Genomic DNA, 17,631 nt, shown 5'->3' with positions numbered 1-17,631 from the left:
ATAAGGACGTTGAAGGAGGTTACATTATGAAGTATGCGATCTTTCTTTTAGGTCTGGCAGTGGTTTTCGTACTCGCCTATCTTGTCAGCAATAATCGCCGACAGATTAAGTACAAGCCCATTTTGATCATGCTGGTCCTGCAAATTGTGCTGACATACCTTTTATTAAATACGGGGATAGGTCTGGTTCTTATACGGGGCATCGCCAATTTGTTTGAAAAACTTCTCGGTTATGCAGCCGATGGTGTTAATTTTGTCTTTGGTGGTATCGCCAATAAAGGAGCCATGCCGTTCTTCTTTAATGTGCTGCTTCCGATTGTGTTTATATCGGTATTGATCGGGATTGCCCAGCATTTACGAATTCTTCCCGTTATTATCAAGTGGATTGGATGGCTCCTGAGCAAGATAAACGGATTGGGGCGTCTTGAATCCTATAACGCCGTAGCATCTGCTGTTTTCGGACAATCAGAGGTCTTTATTTCAGTGAAAAAGCTTCTCGGATATATGCCGCAACACCGTCTGTATACACTTTGTACATCAGCAATGTCAACGGTTTCTGCATCCATTCTGGGAGCGTATATGACTCTGATCGATCCCAAATATGTGGTGACCGCACTCATGCTGAATCTGCTTGGCGGCTTTATTATTGTAAACATCATCAATCCATATGAAGTAAAAGCGGACGAAGATATTATTGAAATTCAGGAAGAAAAACAGACGTTTTTTGAAATGCTTGGTGAGTACATTATGGATGGATTTAAAGTGGCCATTATCGTCGGTGCAATGCTGATCGGGTTTGTTGCCCTCATCAGTGCCATCAACGATGTATTCAATCTGGCGTTTGGCATTACGTTTCAAAAGTTGCTCGGCTACGTATTTGCGCCGTTTGCCTTTATTGTTGGTGTACCATCTTCAGAAATTGTTACGGCTGGCACGATTATGGCGACAAAGCTTGTATCCAACGAGTTTGTGGCTATGCTGGACTTGTCAAAAATAAATGGGCTTTCTGAACGAACGTTGGGTATTGTGTCGGTATTTCTGGTTTCATTTGCGAACTTTTCTTCCATTGGGATTATTACAGGGGCTGTGAAAGGCCTGCATGAGCAAAAAGGGAATGAAGTAGCAAAGTTTGGGCTTAAATTACTGTACGGGGCAACCCTTGTCAGCCTTTTATCGGCAGCTGTGGTCGGCCTCATGTTGTAAAATAAGATGGAAAAGAGGTGAACTGCAGAGTTCATCTTTTTTTTTTGAAACTTTGTTGACAAAAGCTTTTCAGCCTTTTATAGTTGTAATTGAAAATAATTATCATTGATATTGATTATCGTTATCATTAATAAAAGGAGGATTTAAAATGTTTGCAAACTTTTGGCTTTCTTTTCGAGAAGGACTTGAAGCAGCATTGGTTATTGGCATCATCCTGACACAGATTGTAAAAATGGAAAAACCCCATATGAAGAAAATGGTATACATAGGAGCATCAGTTGGGTTACTTTTCAGTCTGGTCGGAGGATTCATTACTTTTAATGAAGCAAAAGAAATGGAAGGAATGGCAGAGGAAGTCTTCGAAGGTGTTATGATGCTGGTTGCTGCGGGATTGATCGCTTTCTTTATCCTGTGGCTTCATAAAAGCAGTAACATTTCCCAGTCAATACAGTCTCAAGTCGCCAATCGATCTACGGGTGCCGGTATTTTAATTCTTTCGTTCTTATCTGTTTTCCGGGAAGGAATGGAACTGGCTGTTTTTAACATGACACAGATCAGCCAGCATGCTTCAGCCGTGGCAGGAGGGAGTATTCTTGGTATAGCAGGTGCTGTACTTGTCGCTTATCTGTTGTTTAAAACAACACTTAAGCTCAATCTCCAGTTTGTGTTTAAAGCATTAGGCGTCATATTAATCGTATTGGGGGGAGAGATGTTTGCGGAAGGCCTTGAAAAGCTGATTGGCGGAGAAGCTGTCGAAATTACCGGCCTGATTATTTTTATAATTCCTTCTTTCTATATTTTCTTAAAACAAGATATCCAGCGGATTTTCCAGAGGAAACAAGTTGGAAAATCGATGTAACGAAAAGCACTATGTCATTGCACATAGTGCTTTTTTATGGAAAGCACGCGTAATTAGATGATTTTTTTTAATAACTTTAGTAAAATAAATTGTGGCAAGTTGCAACATTTGCTATTTTACAGGCCATAAAGGATGGTTGCTGGATGTGCCGAAAGGATGGCTGCAATGAATAACTTGGAAAGTAAGCAGATTAATGTTGGCAGAGCCCATTTTGGTTGGGAGACCGGAAAAGGAAGTTTTTTGTTTGAAGGAGAAGATGCTATCCTCTTTTGGATCAACTCTGCTTTTAAAACATTTCTCGATACGATAGAAGAAGTGTCCGGCGATGAGTCAGCCAGTGTTGTTCTTGAAACGACGGGTTTCCGTATGGGATTAATCGTTGGAGAGTTTTTTTATAATGAAGAGGCAAGTCCCGGGGAAGTCATTCAAATGCTTCCGGGTATCTATTCGTCAGCAGGATGGGGAACGCTCGACGTTGTCCGTTTCTGCCAAAATGAAAAGAAGGCTGTATTACGGATGACCAACAGCTGGGAATACCGTATAAATAAACTGCAGAACAAAAAGGAGCATGGAACATTTATTCCCGGCCACTGGGCGGGGGTGCTTAGCGGTTTATTCGGTGAAAACATTTGGTACCGTGTAACATCGAGCCAAGTGGAAGGTGAAGGGTATTGTGAATTTGAATTTTTCCCTTCCTCCATTACGGTTAATGAAAATATTCATGAGCTGGCCCGCCGCAAGGAACAGGTGGAAATTCATAAGCTTGAGACCATAGTACAAGAGCGGACCAGGGAGCTCTCCGATCTCATAAAGGAAATTTCTTCACCCATTATCCCTGTGTTGGATCATATTGTAGTCATACCTTTGCTGGGTAAGTACAATGAAGATCGGTCAAAAGAACTGCTGGAAAAAACGATTCATGAACTACCGAAATACGATCCTGACTTTTTAATTTTGGATGTAACAGGGTTAGATGAAGACATCAGCGAACTGACCGTTTCTCTTTTTCATCAGCTGATCGCAGCGACCAACCTGCTCGGAATTAAAACGATCATGGTAGGGATCACACCGGGACACAGCATGAAAATGACGCATTCAAACTATCAGACCGCTGAAATCAAATACTTTGCCAACTTAAAACACGGGATCCATTATGCTCTAGGTGAAAAAGGAAAACGGATCATATAAAAAAATCGCAGCCATGGCTGCGATTTTTTTATATGAGAAAAACTTTTTTCATTTATTGGTTAAGTTATTAATGAAACGGTGGCGGAATTAACTTTTGAGTACAATTAGGACAATAGGTGTATTCCTCATCGTTCACAAGAGCCTCCACTTTTTCTTCGCTGTTTGTAAAATCTCGATGGTCGATTAAAATTAAATGATGCTGGCAGGATTGACAAATATAAGCCGTTTGGTGAATGACCAGCATATTATGGTCCACGAGATAGCGGGACATAAAAAACCCCCAGTAATTTGGCTTGGTTCTATCCTAACATATTAATGTTTCAAGGGTATTACAACGGGATCAACCATTGTAAAAAAATTTTGATTTATTTTTCCCCTCTCTATCTTCCAAAGAAAAGGTTGTCTTATGGATGTAATCCTTCCAAAACAAGCATAAGTATTAGTGGAAGGAGGGGTATGATGTTCAAAAAACGGTTTAGGGTGAGACGACGACCTTTTCATGGGCCACTGCCTTTTAAGACAGTAGTAAAATATTCCTTCTTAATCTTCGCAGTGATCGTCCTGTTCAGTTTATGGTTTGCAAATAAAGCTGTAGATCCGCTATTAATGAATATTGCTGAGAGTGAAATGAAGGGAATTGCTACAGAAACGGTAAATGATTCGCTTGCAGAGAGCATGAAACGTATAGACCTTAACAGTCTTGTTATTGTTCGTCAGGCAAGTCAGGGAGGCAGCCCGACTTACAGCTTTAATCCTGACACTTATAACTCTCTCATTACCAGCATTACGAAGGATATTCAAAAAAAGCTTGGAAATAAAAAAACAAAGCACATGCCGGGCCAGGAAAACTTCCAGTCGGTTGATTACTATATTCCGCTCGGAGCCCTGACAGGAAATGCGTTTTTTTCAGATATTGGCCCCAAAGTTCCCGTTTCCATGTCTTTGTTGGGAGAGGTAGAGCCGGAGGTCAAAACAAAGGTAACCGATGCGGGAATCAATAACGTATATTTAGAGATATTTGTTCATATCAAAATGAATATCCAGGTCGTCATTCCTTTTGCCACGCATAAAGAGCCTCTGGAAACTAAAATAAAGCTTGGGGATATTTTTATTCCTGGCAGTGTTCCCGATTACTATGGAGGCGAAAACAAAAGTCTGCCCCCTCCAGCGGTTGTACCTAAAAAAAATGAATAGGACAGGAAACCTACTGCAGTTCTTGTTTATTTCTGAACGAATCCGGGAAATATTCTTTTTTACACAACAGGGAAATTCATAAGCTACCAGACGGAGGAGTTCAACATGAAAAAGCAAGTTATAGTTATCGCAGCCTGTTTCCTTTTGCTTGCAGGAGGTATTCTATTTTCGATCAAACAGCTTAATATTCTTTCTGCTTTTGCTTCTTTTTCCCATTACAAAGATTCGAAGATGAAGAATGAAGGGCATGATTTTACAATGATTGCCCTAGGAGATTCCTTATCTTATGGAGTTGGGAATTCTGCCAACAGCGGGTATATGGGAAATGTGGAAAAGCGATTGGAAGGACAATTGAAGAAAGAAGTTACGGTTGAAGATTACGGTGTTCCAGATGACACCAGTACGCAGTTGCTGGAAAGGATGCGGTCTAAACAGCTTAAATCATCCATAAACAAAGCCGATATGATTTTCTTAAACATTGGGATGAATGATTATCTTAACAGTTTGATGTTATCAAAGTCGAAACCAAAAGAAGCAGAGCAAATCATTCGAAAAGCACTGCTGAACTATGAGCATAATCTAACGGTTTCTTTCAAAAAAATACGAAAAGAAAACCCGAAAGCCCACATTTATATGGTTGGCATTTATAATCCATTTCCGAATCGAACAGACAAGTTGCAGGAAAGCAAGCTGATTCACAAGTGGAACCGCATGGCAGTGAAGGCAACTTCCCGCCAAAAAAACACCACATTTGTTCCGGTTGAGGATGTGTTTACTGGTAAAAACAAACAGGTCTATTTTTCAGATGAGCTGCATCCGAACAAAAAGGGATATAGCCTTATTGGGAATCAAGTGTATAAGCGCTTAAAATTAAACTGAACTCGAAAAAGCAGCTTCGGAATCGAAGCTGCTTTTTTCTCTATTGAGTATTGCGGGATGTTCGCCCGCCTTTTTTGCCGATATCTTTATAGAAATCACGATTATGGGCCTTGGATGTTGCCTGTCCGCCCTTTTGGCCGATTTCCTGATAAAACTCTTTGTCGTGAGAGCGGGAAGTAGCTTCTCCGCCTTTCTTACCGGCTTCTTCTCTGGACATGTTATGATCATTGTTCTTGGCCATTTGAAATCACTCCTTTATAGAATTCATTTTACTTTGGCCGTAGTTATGTGTACCCGGTGTGAGTTTTCTAAAACATAAAAGTGATTTTCAAATTTTATAAGAGGACAAGAGCGCAATAAAAAAACGCACCAGAACCAATATCAGGTGCGTTTAATCATCGCTATTATCCTACTAAACGGATGAGCATGTGGGCGAGGGCATGCTGTTGCTCTTTGTCGCCGACTTTCCAAAGCTCCTGAAGCAGCTTTTCCTCGGAGTTCTTGGGCTCCTCATGTGCAGCAAGATAACCAGCAACTTTTTCAGCGGCTTTTGCTAATTGCTCTTCGTCTAATCCCAGTTTTTGACCTTTGCTTACTTTGTCGGAAAGATATCCTTTAAATTGCTCAAAATCCTGTAAAATCTGTTCTTTCTTTTCGGAGTCCATTTGTGCTACTTTCTGGTCCACATTGTTTACATTTGTGTCAGCCATTTTTGCATTCCTCCTAAATGTAAGATAGTAGAGTAGTACCCGCTCCGATAAAAAGTCAATCCTGTTTTTTTGAATAAAAATATTACAATTGTTATACAAAATCTCTACAGTTTAGCTTCGGGATCTTTCGGTTCCTGCGGTCGCTGATCACGGCGGCTTTCTTCTTTATCTTTTGGTTCCTCGTCTTCATCGAAGAATTTACTGCGTATTAAGGGTTCATTTCCATATACGATTAACCGGTCACCTTCCTGAATCTCCTGATCGTACAAATTTTCTCGAACCGGCATATCTCCTCGAATCAAGAGGATGATGTGAACATCTTCTCCCCGCTTAATTAAGGTATGAACTTTTTTACCCACATAGTGAAAGTCATCCCTTACCTCAAGAGTCGTAATAAAATCATCTTGATCAAAATAAAGTACATCTTTTATAGGCAGTTCAGATAGTGGATAGCTGTCTTTTGTTTCCTCTTCTGCTTTATGGGAAAAGAAGCGTGAGACTTTGGGGATCTTTAAGATAAACAGCAAGGCAAGCAAACTTGAAGAAATAACCATGAGTTCCGTCGTTTTAAAATCATTGGATAAAATGTTGCTGATGGAAGAGATGATCACTGCAAGGGAAAAGGCGCCAAAAAGGATAAGAAAGGCACTGATCTTTCTCCTGAGGGGATGGTCAATAATCAGCTTTGACTCGTCAGTGGTAAATCCTGTACCGGTCAGCATAGAGATGACCTGATACCGGGAGATGCTTTTTTTCAATCCTGTAAACACCAGTAGGGTTGATGCAATTTCAATGACGAGTCCAACGATAATCAGATAAAGAAGAATAAAAAAATAGCCCATATTACAGCCTCCATTAATCGTGTCTCTTCATTTATTCCATTGTTTACGGTTTTTAAAACAAAGAACCCCCGAATTTAAAATGAATTGGAAAAATATACATTTTCATCGAAGGCTGCTTCAATACATGTAAAAAATTCATTTCCCCTCACGAAAATGTAGAGTATTATTTTAATTAAGGTCTATGGCCGGGGACAGTTTGTGCACCGGTCTTCTTCAAAATAGCAAAAGGAGAAGTAGATATCATGGGACAGCAGGCAATTATTGCACTAAGCATCTTTTTAATTACATATGGCTTAATCATTTCTGAAAAAGTACACCGTACCATCGTTTCCATCCTTGGTGGTGCCCTCATGGTTGCTCTCGGGGTCATTGACCAGGAAGTGGCCATTCACCATATTGATTTTAATACAATTGGGCTTCTTGTCGGGATGATGGTAATGGTGACCATAACCGCCGAAACCGGCCTTTTTAAATTCATCGCAATCTGGGCGGCGAAAAAGGTAAAAGGAGATCCGATTAAAACCTTGATTACTCTTGGTTTGATTACGGCAGTCGGATCCGCCTTTTTGGATAATGTAACAACAGTTCTGCTCGTTGTTCCTGTTACCTTCAGCGTGACAAGAAGGTTGAACCTGAACCCGATTCCTTTTTTAATGACCGAAATCTTTGCCTCCAACATTGGGGGAACCGCCACGATGATCGGCGATCCTCCCAATATTATGATTGGAAGCGCGGTCAAGGAGCTTACTTTTTTAGCCTTTATTAAAAATCTTTCTTTGATCTGTGCCATTATACTGGTGGTCACTCTGGCGATCATGGCGTTCTTTTACCGTAAAGACTTAAAAACAAAGCCGGAACTAGTGGCCAATTTAATGAAACTTGATGAGAAGAGGGAAATTGTGGATCATAGACTGCTTCGCAAATGCCTTTTTGCACTGGGGCTAACGATTGCAGGCTTTTTTCTTCATCAGTTTATTCATGTCGAAACAGCAACCATTGCTCTTTTCGGCGCCTTTTTGCTGCTGCTTATGGCAGGGGAAAAACATCTGGAGTACGCATTGGAAAAAGTGGAATGGACAACCCTTTTCTTTTTTATCGGATTGTTTGTCATTGTCGCCGGCCTTGTTGAAACCGGCATTATTGCGAGTGTGGCCAAACAGGCGATGGAGTGGACCGGCGGTGATCTTAAGGCAACAACCTTTTTGATTTTGTGGATGAGTGCGATTGCTTCAGCCTTTGTGGACAACATTCCATTTGTAGCCACGATGATTCCCATGATCAAAGAGATGGGGAACATTGGAATTACTAATCTTGATCCGTTATGGTGGAGCTTGGCACTTGGCGCATGCCTTGGCGGAAACGGCACACTAATCGGGGCAAGTGCGAACCTGGTCGTGGCCGGTCTTGCAGGAAAGGAAGGATACCATATTTCCTTTGTAAAATACTTAATCATTGGCTTCCCGCTTATGATTGTATCCATTATCATTTCCAGTATTTATGTTTATTTGCGCTACCTTATGTAAATAATGAACCTCTTCTGTTCAGAAGGGGTTTTTTGCCCTGTTTCACTGAAAGGCACAAGCATAAAAGTTGATTAGTATACATAAAGGAAGTAGGGTAAATATACTAACGCATTGACGGATAAAAGCGGAAATTACTATAAGAATAGATGGTGAGAGAATGATTGATTTTGTTAAAACTGACTTTCAGGCCCGATGGATGGAAAAGCTAAAAGAACTCCGCTTACGGTTTGCAGAGCGGGCACCTTTACATGATCAGGAAGGTACATTTCCATTTGAAAATTTTAAAAACTTGGGAGATGCCGGCTACTTGTCACTGACTGTACCGAAAAAGTATGAAGGACAGGAAATAAGCCTGTATGATTACATTTTATTTCAAGAAGAAATTGCCCGTGGAGACGGATCAACAGCCCTGTCTGTCGGCTGGCATCTTGGCGTGGTTATGGATCTGGATGACCGCCAGTCATGGAAAGAGCAAACCTTTGAGAAGCTTTGCAAAAGCATTGTACATTCACAAAGTCTCGTAAACCGTGCATCGACAGAGCCTGCTACAGGAAGTCCGACCAGAGGAGGAAAACCTCTAACAACAGCAGAAAAAAAGGGAGACCAGTGGATTTTAAATGGCCGAAAATCCTTTACATCCATGGCCCCGGCCCTGGATTACTCGATCATCTCTGCTTCGGTCAAAGATTCAGATCAGGTTTCTTCATTCCTTGTCTCTCATAAGCAGCCTGGAGTTTCCATTGAAGAAAGGTGGGATACATTAGGGATGCGCGGCACACGAAGTGATGACCTTGTCCTGAATAATGTAACGGTTGAGTCTGAGCATCTTGTAGAAACCGCAGATCAGGAGGGCAACCAGCAGCTGCCAAAAGGCTGGCTTCTCCACATTCCTGCGTGCTATCTTGGCATTGCAAGAGCAGCCAGGGATTTCGCTGTCGAATTTGCGAAAACGTATGAGCCAAACAGTCTGAAGGGTCCGATCAAAGAAGTTCCTGAAGTGCAGCGAAAGATCGGATTAATGGATGTGGAGCTTTTTAAAGCCCGCCAGCTCATGTATGGTGTGATTGAACGCTGGGAAGCTGAACCAGGAAACAGAAAAAACCTCGGCAGCTCTCTTGCTGCAGTGAAATATGTGGCTACCAACAGTGCCAATGAAGTGGTGGACCAGGCCATGAGAATTGTCGGTGCACACAGCTTGTTCAAGGATAATCCGCTGCAGCGATATTATAGGGATGTCCGGGCAGGATTGCATAATCCTCCAATGGATGATGCAGTCATCGCCCTGTTTGCAAGGCAGGCCCTATCAGATTAACTATAAACGGTGAGAGGGGTGGATTTATCCAGCCTCTCTTTTTTCTCCTGTTTTTGTGATGGATGATGTACTCGCCTGGATTGGCAAATATTGTTTTTGGTGATGAAAGGAGAATGGTCATTTAGCGCAGAATAAGTTGGATAATCAATTATTATGAAACGGGGTGTGCAGGATGAGAAACAGTTCTGAAGAAAGAGCGGGACAAATTCTGGGTGAACCTTCGCTTAACCTGCTCCACAAGAATGGTCTTTTAGTTATCAGTGAGGACGAATGGAATGAACTCCAAACCGTAAAAAATAATTCTGAACTGGAAATCAGACGGCTGAAAAAGGAATTGTTTCATGCGGCCAAGAAATTGGCCACCTGGAGATCCTTTGGGAAATCGTGCAGTTAACAGTCACCCGTTCCTTTTTTATAAAAATGGGTAAAGTAAAAAAAAAAGTAATTTTTGCTCTTTACATAGGGTAGGGGGGTATAGTAAATTAAAGATAAGGAGATGATTGCGATGGAGATTGAAGAGCAAGATGTACACTGTTCTACCGAAAGAAAAAGCCATCATTCGGATAAAATGAAAAGCAATCTGCTGACCAGGCTTAACCGTATTGAAGGACAAATCCGGGGAGTAAAAGGTATGATTGAACGGGATACGTATTGCGATGACGTTCTTACTCAGCTTTCTGCCATTCAATCTGCCCTCAACAGCGTCGGAAAACTTCTTCTTGAAGGCCACATGAGAAGTTGTGTAGTAGAGCGCATTCAAGAAGGAGAGCTCGAAGTTATTGATGAGCTCTTGGTTACTGTAAAGAAATTAATGAAATAACCAATAGTTAAGGAGGAGACTGCCATGGAAAAAGTAACATTGAATGTTAAAGGAATGTCTTGTGCCCACTGTGTAAATGCTGTAGAAGGAAGTGTCGGCAAACTGCCGGGCGTAGAACAAGTTCAAGTAAAGCTTGAAGAAGGAACAGTAGAAGTTGAATATGATGCCAATAAAGTTGGACTTGATAAAATAAAGGATACCATCGATGACCAAGGGTATGATGTAGCCTGAAGGTATAATGAGAAACGTGCGGATGCACGTTCTCTTTTTGGATAAAAATATACCCTATAAGGGTATAAAGAGGTGACTTTTCATGGAACCGAAACTCAAAGAAACTACTCTGCCAATCTCCGGAATGACCTGTGCCGCCTGTGCATTACGTATAGAAAAAGGACTGAAAAAATTGGATGGGGTTGAAGATGCCAACGTTAATCTGGCCTTGGAAAAGTCAAAGGTCGTGTATGATCCCCAAAAAGTGTCATCCAAACAATTTCAGCAAAAGATACAGGATCTCGGGTACGGGGTTGCCGGAGAAAAAGCAAACTTAGAAATTACAGGAATGACCTGTGCCGCCTGTTCTGCACGAATAGAAAAAGGGCTGAACAAGCTGGAGGGTGTCATTGAAGCTGCTGTCAATCTTCCTCTTGAAACGGCAAAGGTGAGCTATTTGCCTTCGCAGATTTCTACTGCGGATATGATTAAAAAAGTAGAAGACCTCGGGTATGGTGCCCATCTCAAGCAAGGCGAAGGCGAAAAAACGGCCGAGCTGAGGGAAAAGGAAATTCAAAATCAACTGGGTAAATTTCTTTTTTCATTGATTCTTTCCATGCCGCTGTTATGGGCGATGGCCAGTCATTTTTCTTTTACATCCTTTCTTTATGTACCTGAAATGTTCATGAATCCCTGGGTGCAGTTTGCTTTAGCCACCCCGGTTCAGTTTGTCATCGGCAGACAATTTTACATTGGGGCCTACAAAGCGTTGAAAAATAAGAGCGCCAATATGGATGTTCTTGTCGCACTTGGAACGTCAGCCGCTTATTTTTACAGCCTTTACCTCAGTATCCGTTCGGCTGTCAGAGGACTTCATATGCCTGAACTGTATTTTGAAACCTCCGCTGTATTGCTTACATTGATTATTCTTGGGAAGTGGTTTGAAGCAAGGGCGAAGGGAAGATCTTCTGATGCAATTAAAAAACTGATGGGTCTTCAAGCGAAAACCGCACTCGTGGAGCGGGATGGCAGTGAAGTTGAAGTGCCATTGGAAGAAGTAATTCCTGGAGATATCGTTTACATTAAGCCGGGAGAAAAGGTGCCGGTGGACGGAGAAGTGGTGGAAGGCCGTTCTGCAGTTGATGAGTCTATGCTGACTGGAGAAAGTGTACCTGTGGATAAGGAAGCCGGTGACCTTCTGATCGGGGCAACGATCAACCGCAATGGGTTCTTAAAGATGAAGGCGACAAAGGTTGGAAAAGATACGGCATTATCCCAGATCATTAAAGTAGTAGAGGAAGCGCAAGGGTCAAAGGCGCCGATTCAGCGGATGGCTGACCGCATCTCTGGATTATTTGTGCCTATTGTCGTTGGATTGTCCATCCTGACCTTCTTGATTTGGTTTCTTGGGGTTTCCCCTGGTGATTTTTCGGAATCACTTGAAAAACTGATTGCGGTTCTTGTTATTGCGTGTCCGTGTGCGCTTGGGCTGGCAACGCCTACGTCCGTTATGGCAGGATCTGGAAGGGCAGCCGAGTACGGCATCCTTTTTAAAGGCGGAGAGCATCTGGAAAATACCCATCGCATTGATACGGTCATACTGGATAAAACCGGCACGGTGACTTACGGACGCCCGGTTGTTACGGATATCCTGCCAGCAAACGGAATGAAAAAGGAAGACCTTCTGTTACTGGCGGGAAGTGCTGAAAGAAATTCAGAGCATCCACTCGCACAAGCGATTGTTGAAGCCATGAAAGAGAAAAAATTAATTGCCCTTCCTTCACGAGAATTTGAAGCGTTGCCCGGGCATGGAATTAAGGTTGATATTCGAGACCAGACTGTTCTTATCGGCAACCGCAAGCTGATGAAAGAATACGGGATTACCCCTGATAATGCCTTTGGAAAAATGGAGAAATTAGAGGAACAGGGAAAAACGGTTATGCTTATTGGTGTAAATGGGAGCTTCACAGGCATGTTGGCTGTTGCTGATACGGTAAAAGAAACATCGAAGGAAGCGATTGAGCGTTTGAAGGAGCTGAATATTGACGTCTGGATGATCACCGGTGACAATGAGCGCACCGCAAATGCCATCGCCCGCCAGGTTGGAATCGAGCATGTAATCGCCGGAGTACTGCCGGAAGGAAAAGCGGAAGAAGTGAAAAAGCTGCAGGAAAAAGGGAAAAAAATAGCGATGGTCGGTGACGGAATAAATGATGCACCGGCTCTGGCTTTGGCGGATATTGGAATGGCCATTGGTACGGGTGCGGATGTAGCCATGGAAGCTGCGGATATTACACTAATCCGGGGCGATCTTAACAGCATTGCCGACGCCATATTTATGAGCCGAAAGACCATTCGCAACATTAAACAAAATCTGTTTTGGGCATTTGCCTACAATGCAATTGGAATCCCTTTTGCTGCTTCCGGATTTTTGGCACCCTGGCTGGCAGGTGCGGCTATGGCCTTCAGTTCGGTATCCGTTGTGCTAAACGCCTTAAGATTGCAAAAGATCAAATTATAAAGGAGGAGACTGGGTGATGCCTACGATCATCAGAAAATGGGTACTGTCAGCTGCAGGGATTCTGATTTTGATCATGGCCGCTTACGGTGTATATAATGTTGCTGCACGTATGCCGGAAAATGGCGCGGAGACACAGCATAATGACATGCAGGCCATGAATAAAACCGTGGAGCAAGAAGCGCACAGCGATCATGGCAGTAAATCCGAACATAATCAGAGTGAAGTAAAGGCGGATGTGGATTATCATGGCGGAGAGGTGACGATTGAACTGAAGGACATAAAGGAAAATCCTGTGAACCAGCTGGAGGTTAATCACGAAAAACTAATGCATTTCATCGTGGTCAGCCGGGATCTAAAACAGTATTACCACTTTCATCCCCAAAAGGCGGGAAGCGGTTTGTTTAAGGTTCAACATAAGCTGGCTCCGGGATCTTATCGTTCTTTTGTAGACATTAAGCCAAAAACAAAAGCGTATGCGGTAGCGCCGGTTAATCTTCAGGTTGGTAATGGTAAAACGAAGAGTCCGGAATTGACACCGGATTCGAAATTTACAAAAACGGTAAGCGGATATCAGTTATCCATGTCCCCTTCTTCGTTTAAAGCAGGGGAGCCGGTGACGCTGTCCTTTAAAGTGAAAAACGGCCACCCTGAACCTTATCTTGGGGCACGGGGCCATGTGGTGATTCTTAATCATACAGGTGAAAAATACGTACACGTCCACCCGGTATCAGACACAGAGACTGTTTTTGAAACTAAATTTGAAGAGCCGGGTTTATATAAACTGTGGGCAGAATTTAAACTAAAAGGGAAAGTGATCACCTATCCTTTTATCGTTAATGTAAAAAGATAATCACAAAAAAGCTTCGGTCATGCTCAGCATGCCGAAGCTTTTTTGTATGAATCAACCTGTTCTTTTTGAAAGAGAAAGATTATTGGTTTTTTTGTTTTTACGGATGCTGTACACGATACCAGCCAGCCAGAGTACTGCAAGGATCGTATACACAGACTGTAAAGATATTCCCGAAACCCCAACCGTTTGAAGGATAGTGCGAGCATTTGTAAAGATAATCAGTCCGCCCACGACAACACCGAGAATATGAGAAGGAATAATTTTAACAAGATAAGCTGCAATCGGTGCAGCAATCAATCCGCCGGCCATAAGAGCAATGACCCACATCCAGTTCACCTGATGCCAACCAAGAGAGATCAGAAAACCGATTGTTGCGGACAAGGCAACCGCAAATTCGCTTGTATCAACAGAGCCAATGACTTTTCTTGTAGACGTTCCGTTTTTAGCCAGCAGGACCGGAGTGGCTACCGGCCCCCATCCTCCCCCGCCTGTCGCATCAAGGAATCCGGCAACCAATCCCAGGGGAATCAGCTGCTTGCGGCTGAAAGCTTTTTCGTGATCCGTTACTTTATTGTTCTTTTTAAATAAAAAGCGGTAAAGAATATAAAACCCTAAAAATAGCAGGAAAAAGGAAACATAAGGCTTTACAATGTCACCGGGAAGGCTTGACAAGAAGCAAGCGCCGGCGAAGGCACCGATAGATCCCGGGATAATGAGCCGGTAGATAATCTTTTTATCCACATTTCCAAAACGTATATGAGAAACCCCAGAAGCTGCAGTGGTAACGACTTCAGCAAAATGCACGGAAGCCGAGGCAACGGCGGGTGCGATTCCGAAGGCAAGCAGCAGGGAAGTTGAAGTCAGTCCGTAGGCCATTCCGAGCGATCCGTCAATAAGTTGGGCCACCAGGCCGATTAGTGCCAAGACAATCAATTTTTTCATGGTTTACTCCTCCTGTCACGTAAAAAAAAAAGACTCCTAACTACTGTTTGTTAAGAGCCTTCGGTTTTTCCGATCAGCTTAGTGTGATTAAATTATTATTTACTATATTCAATAACAGGGAACTCTGTCAATAATATTTAAGCAAATTTTCAATAAATATTTTTTATTCCGATACGAATAATAGGGTTTCCTTTGGAATAAATATGTGGTATTATTTAAAAAAATAAAAAAACTTATCCAGAGCGGTGAAGGGAACTGGCCCGATGAAACCCGGCAACCTGCATTTTTGCAAGGTGCTAACTCCAGCAGAATGTTTATTACATTTTGGAAGATAAGGTAATAAGTTTACCTCGTCAGCCTTTCCGAAATGGGAAGTTTTTTTTATTGTTCAAAAAGCGAGAAACCAGAGAATAAGGAGGTTCTGATGTGGTAAACGGTCCAAACCATGATGAAATTTTTGAGCAGTTGAAAGAAATGCTGAACAGTATAAGATATGGTTCTATTACATTGATTGTTCAAGATGGGAAACTGATCCAGATTGAAAAAAATGAAAAGGTTCGATTCAAATAACCATTCGCTGACTAGAAAACTAGAGGCGGATTGTGGATATATCAGCCTTTTTTTATAAAGATGTGCAAAAGGATAAACATTTTGTATCGAGAACCATATGCTTACTAAAAGGGGTGGTTTACTATGCTTATGTATGATACGTGGGAAGAGCAAGAACATGACTTTCCATTCCCATCAGACAGTGAAACAAAAGGTGCGATGGAAGTCCTGCAATGGGCCTACGACTATTATGGAGATGAATTGGTATATGCCTGCAGCTTTGGCATCGAAGGCAGCGTGCTCGTAGATTTGATTTCAAAGGTCAAGCCCGATGCACGTGTTGTTTTTCTTGATACAGGCCTTCATTTTAAGGAAACCTATGAAGTTATCGAAAAGGCGAAAGTAAAATATCCGTCACTTAATATTGAAATGAAACAACCTGCACTTAGTGTCGCCGAGCAGGCGGGGGAGCATGGAGATGAACTATGGAAAAGAAATCCGAACCTATGCTGCCAGATCAGAAAGGTCATTCCGCTTGAAGAAACACTGAGCGGTGCCTCAGCATGGCTTTCAGGGCTCAGACGTGAACAGTCGGAAACAAGGCGGAATACGCAATACGTGAATAAAGACAACCGCTTTAAATCCATTAAGATATGTCCGCTCATCCATTGGACGTATAAAGATATCTGGAGATACGCACATAAGCACAGTCTGCCTTACAATACATTGCATGACCAAGGGTATCCAAGCATCGGGTGCCAGCCTTGTACTCTTCCTGCCGATTGGGCTTCAGGAGATGCAAGATCTGGCCGTTGGTCCGGTCAGGGAAAAACAGAATGTGGTCTTCACCAATAATTTCAACTACAGGAGGAACAATTTAATGGCTATCTTACCGCATGGAGGAAAACTCATTAATCGATATGAACCAGACTATCCAACAAACCATATTCAAAAAGAAGTGGAACTGGATGCCACCTCATTGAGCGATCTTGAGCTGATTGGGATAGGAGCATACAGTCCGATTACCGGATTTCTGACAGAAAAAGATTATTTATCAGTTGTTAACGATCTCCGCCTGGCAGATGGTGCAGTCTGGAGTATTCCGATCGTACTGCCAGTGCAGGAAAAAACAGCACGTACCCTTACAACCGGAGACGAAGTAAAGCTTACGTTTGACGGAGAAACTTACGGTGTCATCGAGGTGCAGGATGTTTATCGTCCGGATATTAAACATGAAGCACAGCAAGTCTATCAAACAACCGATGTTGAGCACCCTGGAGTAAAGAAAATCCTAGAACGCCCTTCCTATTATATTGGCGGTCCGGTTAAACTTGTAAAACGTCCGAAAAAGGACCGATTCAATGAGTACCGTCTTGATCCAGCGGAAACCCGCAAAGAATTTGAGGAACGCGGATGGAAAACGATTGTTGGCTTCCAAACAAGGAACCCAGTTCACCGTGCCCATGAATACATTCAAAAAACAGCACTTGAAACAGTGGACGGCCTCTTCCTAAATCCGCTGGTTGGTGAAACCAAATCAGATGATATTCCGGCGGATGTTCGTATGGAAAGCTATGAAATTTTGCTTAAAAACTACTACCCGAGAGATCGTGTGTTCCTGGCCGTATTTCCGGCAGCCATGAGATATGCCGGACCTCGTGAAGCTATTTTTCACGCTATGGTCCGTAAAAACTTCGGCTGTACGCACTTTATTGTCGGAAGGGACCATGCCGGAGTCGGTAACTATTATGGCACGTATGATGCTCAGAAAATCTTCAGCCGATTTACATCCGAAGAGCTCGGCATTACGCCGATGTTTTTCGAACACAGCTTCTACTGTACTAAGTGCGAGGGAATGGCATCATCCAAAACATGCCCTCACGACAAGGAATATCATGTGATCCTTTCCGGAACAAAAGTAAGGGAATTGCTGAGAAACGGAGAGCTTCCGCCAGCCGAATTCAGCCGCAAAGAAGTTGTTGAAGTCCTGATTAAAGGACTTAGAGAAAAAAAAACAGCGAAGGCATAAG

The 17,631-nt window shown here is 42.6% G+C and carries 20 protein-coding genes and 1 riboswitch; of the genes, 15 read left to right on the top strand and 5 right to left on the bottom strand.

Annotated elements, in window-relative coordinates; translation table 11 throughout:
* Positions 1 to 26: 26 nt before the first annotated feature.
* The 3 genes from BLT53_RS13365 (at position 27) to BLT53_RS13355 (ending at position 3,249) form a co-directional block, all read left to right on the top strand.
* Positions 27 to 1,202, top strand: coding sequence for a NupC/NupG family nucleoside CNT transporter (locus BLT53_RS13365; protein ID WP_090235506.1), 1,176 nt, complete (start codon positions 27 to 29; stop codon positions 1,200 to 1,202).
* 148 nt (positions 1,203 to 1,350) lie between these two features.
* Complete coding sequence (locus BLT53_RS13360; RefSeq protein WP_090235505.1) at positions 1,351 to 2,061, top strand: FTR1 family iron permease; 711 nt, start codon at positions 1,351 to 1,353, stop codon at positions 2,059 to 2,061.
* Positions 2,062 to 2,226: 165 nt separating this feature from the next.
* Positions 2,227 to 3,249, top strand: coding sequence for an STAS domain-containing protein (locus tag BLT53_RS13355; RefSeq protein ID WP_090235503.1), 1,023 nt, complete (start codon positions 2,227 to 2,229; stop codon positions 3,247 to 3,249).
* 67 nt (positions 3,250 to 3,316) lie between these two features.
* On the opposite strand, the gene BLT53_RS13350 is transcribed toward BLT53_RS13355, so the two are convergent.
* Positions 3,317 to 3,520: a hypothetical protein gene (locus tag BLT53_RS13350; RefSeq protein ID WP_061972082.1), complete on the bottom strand. Its 204-nt coding sequence runs from the start codon at positions 3,518 to 3,520 to the stop codon at positions 3,317 to 3,319.
* Positions 3,521 to 3,708: 188 nt separating this feature from the next.
* Between BLT53_RS13350 and yunB the strand changes: the two genes are divergently transcribed.
* Both yunB and BLT53_RS13340 read left to right on the top strand, forming a co-directional pair.
* Positions 3,709 to 4,443 carry a sporulation protein YunB gene (gene yunB, locus BLT53_RS13345; protein ID WP_170834343.1) on the top strand — a complete coding sequence of 245 codons (735 nt, stop codon included), beginning with the start codon at positions 3,709 to 3,711 and terminating at the stop codon, positions 4,441 to 4,443.
* A gap of 105 nt (positions 4,444 to 4,548) precedes the next feature.
* Positions 4,549 to 5,322, top strand: a complete 774-nt coding sequence (locus BLT53_RS13340) for a GDSL-type esterase/lipase family protein (RefSeq protein WP_090235499.1) — start codon at positions 4,549 to 4,551, stop codon at positions 5,320 to 5,322.
* Positions 5,323 to 5,362: 40 nt separating this feature from the next.
* Here the strand turns inward: BLT53_RS13340 and BLT53_RS13335 are convergent, their stop codons facing one another.
* From BLT53_RS13335 to BLT53_RS13325, 3 genes are all read right to left on the bottom strand, one after another.
* The gene (locus BLT53_RS13335) at positions 5,363 to 5,563 is read right to left on the bottom strand and encodes a KGG domain-containing protein (protein ID WP_090235498.1); all 201 of its coding nucleotides are present in this window, start codon (positions 5,561 to 5,563) and stop codon (positions 5,363 to 5,365) included.
* Between the two features lie 163 nt (positions 5,564 to 5,726).
* Positions 5,727 to 6,032: a DUF3243 domain-containing protein gene (locus BLT53_RS13330; protein ID WP_090235496.1), complete on the bottom strand. Its 306-nt coding sequence runs from the start codon at positions 6,030 to 6,032 to the stop codon at positions 5,727 to 5,729.
* A 104-nt stretch (positions 6,033 to 6,136) separates the two neighbouring features.
* Positions 6,137 to 6,874 (bottom strand): hypothetical protein, encoded by a 738-nt coding sequence (locus BLT53_RS13325; RefSeq protein WP_090235494.1) that lies wholly within the window; start codon positions 6,872 to 6,874, stop codon positions 6,137 to 6,139.
* 242 nt (positions 6,875 to 7,116) lie between these two features.
* Between BLT53_RS13325 and BLT53_RS13320 the strand changes: the two genes are divergently transcribed.
* From BLT53_RS13320 to BLT53_RS13290, 7 genes are all read left to right on the top strand, one after another.
* Positions 7,117 to 8,397 (top strand): ArsB/NhaD family transporter, encoded by a 1,281-nt coding sequence (locus BLT53_RS13320; RefSeq protein WP_090235492.1) that lies wholly within the window; start codon positions 7,117 to 7,119, stop codon positions 8,395 to 8,397.
* A gap of 157 nt (positions 8,398 to 8,554) precedes the next feature.
* Positions 8,555 to 9,709: an acyl-CoA dehydrogenase family protein gene (locus BLT53_RS13315; protein ID WP_090235491.1), complete on the top strand. Its 1,155-nt coding sequence runs from the start codon at positions 8,555 to 8,557 to the stop codon at positions 9,707 to 9,709.
* Between the two features lie 172 nt (positions 9,710 to 9,881).
* Complete coding sequence (locus BLT53_RS13310) at positions 9,882 to 10,103, top strand: hypothetical protein (protein ID WP_090235489.1); 222 nt, start codon at positions 9,882 to 9,884, stop codon at positions 10,101 to 10,103.
* Positions 10,104 to 10,214: 111 nt separating this feature from the next.
* Positions 10,215 to 10,529 (top strand): metal-sensitive transcriptional regulator, encoded by a 315-nt coding sequence (locus tag BLT53_RS13305; RefSeq protein WP_090235488.1) that lies wholly within the window; start codon positions 10,215 to 10,217, stop codon positions 10,527 to 10,529.
* Positions 10,530 to 10,553: 24 nt separating this feature from the next.
* Positions 10,554 to 10,760 carry a copper chaperone CopZ gene (gene copZ, locus BLT53_RS13300; RefSeq protein WP_090235486.1) on the top strand — a complete coding sequence of 69 codons (207 nt, stop codon included), beginning with the start codon at positions 10,554 to 10,556 and terminating at the stop codon, positions 10,758 to 10,760.
* A gap of 82 nt (positions 10,761 to 10,842) precedes the next feature.
* Entirely contained in the window at positions 10,843 to 13,260 is a 2,418-nt protein-coding gene (locus BLT53_RS13295; RefSeq protein ID WP_090235484.1) for a heavy metal translocating P-type ATPase, read from the top strand.
* A gap of 16 nt (positions 13,261 to 13,276) precedes the next feature.
* Entirely contained in the window at positions 13,277 to 14,110 is an 834-nt protein-coding gene (locus BLT53_RS13290) for a hypothetical protein (protein ID WP_090235483.1), read from the top strand.
* 51 nt (positions 14,111 to 14,161) lie between these two features.
* Here BLT53_RS13290 and BLT53_RS13285 read toward each other — a convergent pair whose 3' ends face one another.
* Positions 14,162 to 15,052 carry a sulfite exporter TauE/SafE family protein gene (locus BLT53_RS13285; protein ID WP_090235482.1) on the bottom strand — a complete coding sequence of 297 codons (891 nt, stop codon included), beginning with the start codon at positions 15,050 to 15,052 and terminating at the stop codon, positions 14,162 to 14,164.
* Positions 15,053 to 15,282: 230 nt separating this feature from the next.
* A riboswitch (SAM riboswitch) is annotated at positions 15,283 to 15,390 on the top strand.
* 115 nt (positions 15,391 to 15,505) lie between these two features.
* Between BLT53_RS13285 and BLT53_RS13280 the strand changes: the two genes are divergently transcribed.
* The 3 genes from BLT53_RS13280 (at position 15,506) to sat (ending at position 17,630) form a co-directional block, all read left to right on the top strand.
* Positions 15,506 to 15,622: a YezD family protein gene (locus tag BLT53_RS13280; RefSeq protein ID WP_420889652.1), complete on the top strand. Its 117-nt coding sequence runs from the start codon at positions 15,506 to 15,508 to the stop codon at positions 15,620 to 15,622.
* A 123-nt stretch (positions 15,623 to 15,745) separates the two neighbouring features.
* Entirely contained in the window at positions 15,746 to 16,456 is a 711-nt protein-coding gene (locus BLT53_RS13275; RefSeq protein ID WP_090235481.1) for a phosphoadenylyl-sulfate reductase, read from the top strand.
* Between the two features lie 25 nt (positions 16,457 to 16,481).
* The gene (gene sat / locus BLT53_RS13270; protein ID WP_090235480.1) at positions 16,482 to 17,630 is read left to right on the top strand and encodes a sulfate adenylyltransferase; all 1,149 of its coding nucleotides are present in this window, start codon (positions 16,482 to 16,484) and stop codon (positions 17,628 to 17,630) included.
* Position 17,631 lies beyond the last annotated feature (1 nt).

This window comes from Fictibacillus solisalsi, assembly GCF_900103485.1.
Classification (GTDB): Bacteria; Bacillota; Bacilli; order Bacillales; family Fictibacillaceae; genus Fictibacillus_C; species Fictibacillus_C solisalsi.
This window is presented reverse-complemented; position numbering and strand designations above follow the sequence as displayed.

Coding starts and splice junctions, on each gene's coding strand:
- BLT53_RS13365 (WP_090235506.1), top strand. CDS start 27: ATGAAGTATGCGATCTTTCTTTTAGGTCTGGCAGTGGTTTTCGTACTC.
- BLT53_RS13360 (WP_090235505.1), top strand. CDS start 1,351: ATGTTTGCAAACTTTTGGCTTTCTTTTCGAGAAGGACTTGAAGCAGCA.
- BLT53_RS13355 (WP_090235503.1), top strand. CDS start 2,227: ATGAATAACTTGGAAAGTAAGCAGATTAATGTTGGCAGAGCCCATTTT.
- BLT53_RS13350 (WP_061972082.1), bottom strand. CDS start 3,520: ATGTCCCGCTATCTCGTGGACCATAATATGCTGGTCATTCACCAAACG.
- yunB (WP_170834343.1), top strand. CDS start 3,709: ATGTTCAAAAAACGGTTTAGGGTGAGACGACGACCTTTTCATGGGCCA.
- BLT53_RS13340 (WP_090235499.1), top strand. CDS start 4,549: ATGAAAAAGCAAGTTATAGTTATCGCAGCCTGTTTCCTTTTGCTTGCA.
- BLT53_RS13335 (WP_090235498.1), bottom strand. CDS start 5,563: ATGGCCAAGAACAATGATCATAACATGTCCAGAGAAGAAGCCGGTAAG.
- BLT53_RS13330 (WP_090235496.1), bottom strand. CDS start 6,032: ATGGCTGACACAAATGTAAACAATGTGGACCAGAAAGTAGCACAAATG.
- BLT53_RS13325 (WP_090235494.1), bottom strand. CDS start 6,874: ATGGGCTATTTTTTTATTCTTCTTTATCTGATTATCGTTGGACTCGTC.
- BLT53_RS13320 (WP_090235492.1), top strand. CDS start 7,117: ATGGGACAGCAGGCAATTATTGCACTAAGCATCTTTTTAATTACATAT.
- BLT53_RS13315 (WP_090235491.1), top strand. CDS start 8,555: ATGATTGATTTTGTTAAAACTGACTTTCAGGCCCGATGGATGGAAAAG.
- BLT53_RS13310 (WP_090235489.1), top strand. CDS start 9,882: ATGAGAAACAGTTCTGAAGAAAGAGCGGGACAAATTCTGGGTGAACCT.
- BLT53_RS13305 (WP_090235488.1), top strand. CDS start 10,215: ATGGAGATTGAAGAGCAAGATGTACACTGTTCTACCGAAAGAAAAAGC.
- copZ (WP_090235486.1), top strand. CDS start 10,554: ATGGAAAAAGTAACATTGAATGTTAAAGGAATGTCTTGTGCCCACTGT.
- BLT53_RS13295 (WP_090235484.1), top strand. CDS start 10,843: ATGGAACCGAAACTCAAAGAAACTACTCTGCCAATCTCCGGAATGACC.
- BLT53_RS13290 (WP_090235483.1), top strand. CDS start 13,277: ATGCCTACGATCATCAGAAAATGGGTACTGTCAGCTGCAGGGATTCTG.
- BLT53_RS13285 (WP_090235482.1), bottom strand. CDS start 15,052: ATGAAAAAATTGATTGTCTTGGCACTAATCGGCCTGGTGGCCCAACTT.
- BLT53_RS13275 (WP_090235481.1), top strand. CDS start 15,746: ATGCTTATGTATGATACGTGGGAAGAGCAAGAACATGACTTTCCATTC.
- sat (WP_090235480.1), top strand. CDS start 16,482: ATGGCTATCTTACCGCATGGAGGAAAACTCATTAATCGATATGAACCA.